General features: G+C 68.6%; 7 protein-coding genes. 1 reads left to right on the forward strand and 6 read right to left on the reverse strand.

The genetic code is table 11. From position 1 onward, the window contains the following. The 3 genes from G6026_RS15140 to G6026_RS15150 form a co-directional block, all read right to left on the reverse strand. A partial coding sequence (locus G6026_RS15140) for an acyl-CoA synthetase (protein WP_182613657.1) occupies positions 1-1,834 on the reverse strand: 1,834 nt, incomplete at its 3' end. Continuing rightward, on the reverse strand, positions 1,831-2,769 hold the full coding sequence (locus G6026_RS15145) for a fumarylacetoacetate hydrolase family protein (RefSeq protein ID WP_107756068.1): 939 nt from the start codon (positions 2,767-2,769) through the stop codon (positions 1,831-1,833). The genes G6026_RS15140 and G6026_RS15145, both read right to left, overlap by 4 nt. Continuing rightward, the gene (locus G6026_RS15150) at positions 2,766-3,905 is read right to left on the reverse strand and encodes a VOC family protein (protein WP_182613658.1); all 1,140 of its coding nucleotides are present in this window, start codon (positions 3,903-3,905) and stop codon (positions 2,766-2,768) included. The genes G6026_RS15145 and G6026_RS15150 overlap by 4 nt, the downstream gene beginning before the upstream one ends. A 124-nt stretch (positions 3,906-4,029) precedes the next feature. Here G6026_RS15150 and G6026_RS15155 point away from each other — a divergent pair, with 124 nt between their 5' ends. Next, positions 4,030-4,668, forward strand: a complete 639-nt coding sequence (locus G6026_RS15155) for a TetR/AcrR family transcriptional regulator (protein WP_182613659.1) — start codon at positions 4,030-4,032, stop codon at positions 4,666-4,668. Positions 4,669-4,706: 38 nt separating this feature from the next. On the opposite strand, the gene G6026_RS15160 is transcribed toward G6026_RS15155, so the two are convergent. The 3 genes from G6026_RS15160 to G6026_RS15170 all read right to left on the reverse strand — a co-directional run. Beyond that, positions 4,707-6,425: an FAD-dependent oxidoreductase gene (locus tag G6026_RS15160; RefSeq protein WP_347238121.1), complete on the reverse strand. Its 1,719-nt coding sequence runs from the start codon at positions 6,423-6,425 to the stop codon at positions 4,707-4,709. Next, complete coding sequence (locus G6026_RS15165) at positions 6,426-7,622, reverse strand: cytochrome P450 (protein ID WP_182613661.1); 1,197 nt, start codon at positions 7,620-7,622, stop codon at positions 6,426-6,428. Positions 7,623-7,774: 152 nt separating this feature from the next. Further along, positions 7,775-8,100 (reverse strand): biotin/lipoyl-containing protein (locus G6026_RS15170; protein WP_182613662.1); only part of this gene is annotated, 326 nt, incomplete at its 5' end.

An 8,100-nucleotide genomic window follows, 5' to 3' on the forward strand; every position in this document is an offset into this window, starting at 1 on the left:
TGTCGAGGACGCGGGTCGCCGTGTCGACGTCTCCGGGCTGCTCGACCACGGCCACGACAGAACCGTCGACGATCCGAGCGTCCACCGGCGTGGGTGCCCCGGCCTCGGTGAGTGCCGCGCTGAGCGCGGTCTCGGTGGCGAGGGCTCGCAGCGCGAGCTTGTAGGGCTTGCCGACATCGGTGACCGGCAGCGAGTCGATGACGGTCACCTCTCGAGGGGCGGCTGCCGCTTCGGACACCCGGTCGCTCACCCACGCCTGCAGGCCGGCGCCGGTCACCGTGGCGCCGTCCCGGATGGTGACGTAACCGACGGGTACTTCGCCCGCGTGCACGTCGGGACGACCGACCACTCCGGCGTCGGTGACATCGGGATGCTCGCGAAGGGCGTCCTCTATCGCGCGGGGATCGATGTTGTGCCCGCCGCGGATGATGAGGTCCTTGGCGCGGCCGGTGAGGGTCACGAACCCGCGTTCGTCGACAGACCCCAGATCGCCGGTATCCAGCCACCCATCTCGAACAGACCCACCGTCATCGAGGTCGAACCCGTCCTCGCCGCGACGGCGGATGTAGCCGGCGAACACGGTGGGGCCCGACACGACGAGCCGCCCGACGGAACCGGCGGGCACCTCCTGCCAGTCCTCGTCGACGGCGCGGAGCTGCTGATACGGCAGGCGCTGCCCGACCGAGCCGGCGGGCTGACCGTCGAAGAAGCTGCGCACGCTGGCGCAGGTCGCCTCGGTGAGACCATAGCCCTCGAGGAGGCGGACTCCCGTGTGAGACTCGAATCCTTCACGCACCGCGGATGGCAGCATCGACGCCCCGACGAGGCACGCTCTGAGGCTGGAGATGTCGGCGTCGACAGGACACTGCGCGAGCACCGAGTAGACGGTGGGAACGGCACTCATCCCGGAGATCCGGTGGGCCTGGACGAGGTGCCAGAACACGCCGTACAGGGCGAGGTCGCGGTACCCCAGAGGCCCCGCCCACACGACGGTCTGGCCGCGCAGCATCGGCGCGAGCACGGTGACGATCAACGCATTGACGTGAAACAACGGTAGCGCCGCGAAGACGACGGAGTCCTCGTCGAGCACGGTGTTCGCCGCGATCATCCACGCGTTGGAGACCTCATTGCGATGCGTGTGACCGGCCAGCTTGGGCACGCCGGTGGTCCCGCCGGTGTGGAACAGTGCGGCGAGGTCGTCGGCACCACGAACCTCCTCGACCGCGACGCGGGGGACCTCGGCCGAATCGAGGTAGGCGACGGTGACGTCGCCCAGATCGGGTACCTCGGGCAGGGAGTCGGCCCCGGTGGGGCGGAGGAGGAACACCGTGCCGATCACCGTGCTGGCCAGGATGTCGTCAAGCCGCGAGAACACCTCGGGGTCGAGGTCCTGCCCGGCGGCGACGAGAACCCGCGAGCCCGATCTGCCGATCAGTTCGGCCACGTGGTCGGCGTTCATGGCCGGGTTGATCGGAGCGGCAACGCCTGCGCGCTGCGCCGCCAAGATCACCTCGATCAGTTCGACACAGTTCGGCGCCAGCAGGGTGACCGCGTCCTGACTGCCGACCCCCGCGGCGCGGAGGGCCGCGGCATGTCTGTCGACGGCGTCGAGCAACTGGGCATACGTGCGGTCGGTGGTCTGCCGCCACCGGGTCGCGTCGGGCATGACGCGCAGCGCGGTGCGTTCAGGCCATTGCTCGGCCGCGCGGGCGAGGACCGCGTATGTCGATACCGGCAACCCGCGCGCGTCGAGCGGTGTCTGTTCGATCACCGCGACGTCCTCGGGGGTGTCGTAGGCCGGCCACAACGACGCCGATGAGGTGGGGGTGATCATGCGTAGCGCACCACGTTCCGCTGCATGCCCAGGTCGAGAGTCCCGTCGCCCGCACGGACCGACGTCTCCACGATGTCGCCGTCCTGCAGGTACTTGGGGTTGCCGGCCTGCCGCTTGAAGAACGCCTTCCACTTCAGGTGCGGCGGGAGCAGCGCTCCGATCATCTCGATGGGTTTCGCGGGTGCGGTGAGCGCGGTTCCTCCGGGGGTGCCGGTCAGCAGCAGGTCTCCGGCATCGACGCGCTGGAATCTGTTCAAGGTCCGGACCGCCTGCAGTGGGCTGTAGATCATGTCGGCGACGGTGCTGTTCTGACGTGTCACCCCGTTCACCCTCAGCTCGAGGGTGAGCGTGGAGAACTTTTCCCACTCGCCGGGTTCCAGCAGCACCAGGACGGGGCCGACCGGGGTGAAGCCGGGGTAGGACTTCGCTTCGTAGAACTGCGTCTTGGGCAGCTGAACGTCGCGCGCTGAGACGTCGTTGGTGATCACGAGGCCGGCAACGGCGTCGGCGAGGGTCTGCTCGTCGATGGTGGTTCCGACGGGCAGGCTGGTACCGAAGACCACCCCGATCTCGACCTCGTAGTCCAACAGTCGGACGTGCGCGGGTTTGACGATGTCGTCGTTCGGCCCGACGATCGAGCCCGAGGCCTTGCGGAAGAACGTCAGTGGAACCTTGTCGGGGTTCATGCCGGAATCGCGGACGTGTGAGACGTAGTTGGTCATCTGCGCGATCACGCGGCAGGGCGCGGTGACCGGCGACTGCAGGGCCAGACTCGACGGGTCCACGGTCTCGCCGTCGTCGGTCGTCGCACGGACGACGGCCTGGCGGTCCGCGATCAGCTCGGCGGTGGAGGTCGCGCGGGTGTCGACGCGACGGGCGCCGGCGGGCACCAGCACCCACCACGCGTCGGCGGTACGGAGGACGGACAAGCTCATGTGCGGGCTACTTTCATCAGGCCGAAGAGGCGTTGGACGTCGAACTCGTTGTCGGACTCGCGCAGTGACGCGAGGATCGAGGTGAACTCGCGCAGTGCGGCGCGGCCGGGCTTGATGCCCAGGAAGTCTGCGGTGGCCGGCGGGCCCCACTGGTTGAGGCCCGAGGCCGTCATCGGGGCCCACCCGGCGGCGACAGTGCTGTCGAAGTGGTCCCCGTCCGTGAAGTGCTCCACCAGGAATCCGTCCGGATCGCGCCAGTAGTCGAAGAGCTGGCTGCCCTGGATGTGTCTACCCAGTCCCCACGAGTGGTCGTATCCCCGGTCGAGCAGGTACTCGCTCCCCGCGGCCAGAGCGTCGAGATCACAGACCTGGTACGCCGAGTGGACGTAGCGGTCGGCGGGGCCGAGTGTCAGGGCCAGGGTGTGGTGGTCGGCCACCTCGCCGCCACGGTCGCACCGGATGAAGCTCATCACGGGCCCGCGGTCACGCTGTCCGGGGTAGTAGAGGAAGTCGCTGACGATCATCCCCAGGTTGTGCAGGTACCAGTTGAGTGACGCCAGGTAGCGCGTCGACGAGAGCACCACGTGGCCGAGCCTCTCGACGAGCGCCGGTGCGCGCGGGGGCCGCTGGGTGCTGTTGACCCGGGTGCGGTGGGCCTCGAAGTTGAACGGGTTGCGCACCCTCTGCAGGGGCAGCGCAGGCCATTCGGTGACTCCCGAGACCACCCGCACGCGGCATCCGCTCGGATCCCGGGTGGTCACCGCGTGCCCTCCCAGGGCGTCGCCGAGAGACTCCACTGGCCGTCCCCACTCGGAGGCCAGAGTGTGGACGTCGGCGGAGTCGGCCGCACGGAAAGCCGCGGCGGTGAAGGCGGTGCGCGGGGCGCGACGAACGATGACGCAGGGCGGACCCGGCAGGGCGCCCCGGAGATGCAGCTCGTCGGGTGTCTGGAAGGTGGGGGTGAAACCGAAGTCCACCGCGAACGCCGCGGTGCGCGTGAGATCGGGCTTGTCGAACTCCAGCCACGCGATGTCGTGGACCTTCACCACCGGGTTCGGCCGGCGTCCGGGGTGCTCCCCGGGCAGCGCGCCCTCGTCGGCGTGCAGCCCCTCGTGCACGTCGTGGCTGACCGTCATCGCGCCTCCCCGTCATTGTGGTTGACGATATCGTCATATACGCCGCACGCGTCAGTCAAGCCCGTTGACGAATTCGTCACGGGTGCGTATGAGACCATGTGACTCTGCCTGGAAGGAGTGTGTGATGGTTCAGGCCGACCCGGGTGCTCTCACACGTGCTCAGCGACGCAAGGCCCAGACCCGGCGGTCCCTCATCGGTGCCGCCCAGCAGCTCATGGCGCAGGGGCGGACCGCGGTGTCGGTCCTCGACATCACCACGATGGCCGACGTCGGCAACGGCTCGTTCTACAACCACTTCTCGACCAAGGAGGAGTTGTTCGAGGCGGCGGTGTTCGCCGTTGTCGAGGACCACGCCGATCTGCTGGATGGTCTCACCGAGGGGTTGGACGATCCGGCTCAGGCGTTCACCCAGAGCTTCCGCCTGACCGGTCGGCTGCATCGCAGGCACCCCGAATTGAGCAGAGTCGTGGTCAATCACGGTCTGTCGGTCCTCTCCAGCGCCGACGCGGGCCTGCTTCCCCGCGCCCGGCGCGATATCGAGGCCGCGGTCGCCGCCCGGCGGTTCGTCGCCGCCGACATCGACGTGGCCCTGACCGTCGTCTCCGGGGCCGCGCTGACGCTGGCGTTGCTGCTGCACGATCAGCCCGAACGCGACGACGCGGCCACGACCGACGCCGTCACCGCCCACGTCCTGCGCGCCCTGGGTGTGAGCGAGGACGAGGCCGCGGCGCTCATCGCCCTTCCGTTGCCGGCCTGGGACTGATCTCACCGACTCGACCGGGCGTGGCGTGACGAGGTGGGTCAGGTGGCGGTCGCTGCGACCCGCACCATCTCGTCGATCGACACCAGTTTGCGTCGGCGGTGGCCGTCGCTGCGTCCGGCTGCCCGTTCGTGCTCGTCGATCGCGGCCCACCCGGCTGCGTCGATCCGGTGGCCGCGCCGCTCGGTGATCACGGCGTCGATGTCGTCCTCGCTGATCACGGGACCTGGCAGGCGGTGCTGCGTCCAGTCGGCGAGAACGGCCTCGGCGGTCTGCAGACCGCATCGCCTGTTGGCGCCGATCCCGCCCCGGGCGCCGCGCTTGATCCACCCAGCGACGTAAACGCCGACGATCGGGGATCCGTTCTCGGTCACCCGTCCCTCCTCGTTGGGGATGACGGTGGCACCGGTGTCGAACGGGAGGCCGGGGAATGGGTCTGCGCGATACCCGATCGACCGGATCACCATGGAGGCGGGCGCTGTCGTCTCCGGGCCTGTCGGGAGCACGCGACCGGTGCCATCAGCCCTGTAGGCCATGCGCGAGACCCGCACTCCCGAGACGCCGTCGTGGCCGCCGAGGATGGCGGTGGGGGAGGTCAGATAACGGAACACGACCGAGCGAGCCGCGCCTGTCGGGGTTCGGGCCGCGTAGCGGCGGGCGAGGCGCAACTTGGTGGCGGTCGTGGGGTCCAGCGTTCGCGCCTGTTCGTCCCGGTGGGTCCGGGGGTCGAGAACGAGGTCAGCCGGGTCCACGATCACGTCCACGCCGGAGAGGGAGGCGAATGCCTGGAACTCGGAGTTGGTGTACGCGGCGTGTGCCGGGCCGCGTCTGCCCAGGATGGTCACGTGTCGTACCTGCGATTGACGAAGGGCCCGGAGTGCGTGATCGGCGATATCGGTGCGCGCCAGCTCGTCGGGATCTGTCACGAGGATCCGTGCCGTGTCGAGGGCCACGTTGCCGTTACCCACGATCACGACGGACTCGCCGCTCAGGTCCATCGCGTCGTCGGCGTGGTCGGGGTGGCCGTTGTACCAGGCCACGAAATCCGTGGCGGCGAGTGATCCGGGTAGGTCCTCGCCGCGGATGGACAGCGCGCGGTCAGCGGCCGCACCGGTGGCGACGATCACCGCGTGATACCTCGCGCGGAGTTCGTCGAGAGTGAGATCGACTCCCACCTCGACGTTGAGGAAGTAGCGGAACGCCTCGCGAGAGGCGGTCGCCGAGAACGTCCGCTCGACGCCCTTGGTCGCTGCGTGATCCGGGGCGACTCCGGCGCGCACCAGACCATAGGGGGTGGGGAGGCGATCGAACATGTCGACCGTGACGCCGCGGTGACGCAGCAGTTCGCCCGAGGTGTAGAAGGCCGCCGGCCCGGCACCGATGACCGCCACCCTCAGGGCGCCCGGCCCGGAGGCGTGTGCGGGTCGAGGCGGGGTCCACGATCGGACGATGTCGCGTCCCCGGAAGTAGTCGGCATTCATCTCCGGAAAGGCCGAGTCCGGCGGCAGGAGGTCGTCCGGGACGATGGCGTCGACCGGACACTCATCCACGCACGCCCCGCAGTCGATGCAGGCGACGGGGTCGATATGCAGCATCTCTGCCCGGGCGAAGTCGGGTGTTCCGGGTGTGGGATGAATGCAGTTCACCGGACAGACAGTGACGCAGCTCGCGTCGTTGCAGCACGGCCGCGTGATGACATGGGCCACCGGGGTCCTCCTTGGATGGTCATGTACCGCCCGCTTGAGGCGGACGGCGTTCACTCAGCGGAACGAGGCCCGGAAGGACTCGAAGCCCTGAAGGCAGTTGTTGCGCAGCAGTTCGGGTTCGCTGACCTCGATGGACGAGACGCGCGGGACCATTGCCCGCAGCAAGGTCTGCATCTCCAGCTTCGCCAGTTGCATGCCGACGCAGGTGTGCACGCCGTGCCCCCATCCGACATTGCTCCCACGCCACTCCAGCGAGAACTCCTCGGGGTTGTGGAAGTGCCGCTCGTCGCTGTTGGCGGAGGCGAACACCACCGCGACACGGTCCCTCGGGCGCAGCTGGACCCCGCCGAACTCGGTATGCGCGGCGACGGATCGGGTGAACGACCGGACCGGCGAGGCTATCCGCACTGCTTCCACCACCGCTGTCGGGATCAGGTCCGGGTCTCGCCGCAGCCGTTCCCACAGCCCGGGAGTCGTCCCCAGGCTCCAGAGGAGTTGGCCGGTCGACAGGATCGTGGTGTCCAGACTCGGTGCGACGAAGTCGATGATCATGTTCTTGGCCTCGACTCGGCCGATCTCTCCCCGGTCAGCGGCATCGAGGACCGTCGACGCCCACCCGCCGGGTGTCACGTTCCGGCGGCCGACAGCCAATGTGTAGAGGAACAGGCCGAGCGATCCGCGGAGTGAACCACGCGCACGCCGGTTCGCTGAACCGAGACCGTCGAACGTCGACTGGCCCCAGTTGAGCATCTGCTCCGGGGTCACCTTCACCCCGACCAGTTCGGCGACCGCCTGGACCGGCAGGCGGGTCGCGAAGTCGGCGATGCCGTCGAAGTGATCCTGTGCCAACAGCCGGTCGACGGTGTCCGCGGCCTCCTGCTCCATTGTGGGCAGCGACGGACGTATCGCACGCGAGGTCAGAGACTGCATGAGGATCATCCGACGGGTCATGTGCGTGTCGTCGTCACTCGCGAGCGTGGTGTAGTGCCCGAGAGTATTAGCGACCGGATTGGCGGCCACGCCTCTGCCACTGCGGAAGGTCGCATCGTCGCGTAGGGCCAGCCGAACGTCGTCGAACCGGCCGATCGCGAACATCCGACGACGCGGGAGCCAGACGACGGGGCCCGCGTCCCGGATTCTGCTGTACACCTCGTGCGGTCTGTCGATCACCTCGTCGCCGTACAGATCGACGTCGACCACCGGCGCCCCACGGTGGGTGGCGGTCCGGAGGAGAGGTTGTGGAAGCGTCATCGGCCCGTCCTGGTCTCACGAGTCGCACCGGGGTTCGCCGCGCGAGTTGATTCCGTCAGTGCTGACGAAATCATCATCCAAAGGTGTGGCAAAGGTCAAGTGATGTCCGGGGACACACCCGGAATGCTGCGGTTCCGCACCGGGCGGTGCGGTCAGGTCAGCGCGACTATCAGATCGCCGGCTTCGACCTGCCCGACCGTGTTGATGGCGATGCGGTCGACGGTCCCGCCTCCGGGGCTCGTGATCGCGGCCTCCATCTTCATGGCTTCGATGGTGGCGACGGTGCCGCCGGGTTCGATCTCGTCGCCGACTCCGACGGTGATGGTGACCACACCGGAGAAGGGTGCGGCGACGTGGAGGGGGTCGCCGGGGTCGGCCCTCTCCGCGGCGGGTACCTCACTCACGGGTCCGTTCGAGTCAACCCTCAGGTACCCGGCGCGTTCTCGATGAGTCCGGCTCAGCCGGCGGCCGCCGCATC

The sequence above is a fragment of the Dietzia sp. DQ11-38-2 genome (assembly GCF_014145055.1).
Lineage (GTDB): Bacteria > Actinomycetota > Actinomycetes > Mycobacteriales > Mycobacteriaceae > Dietzia.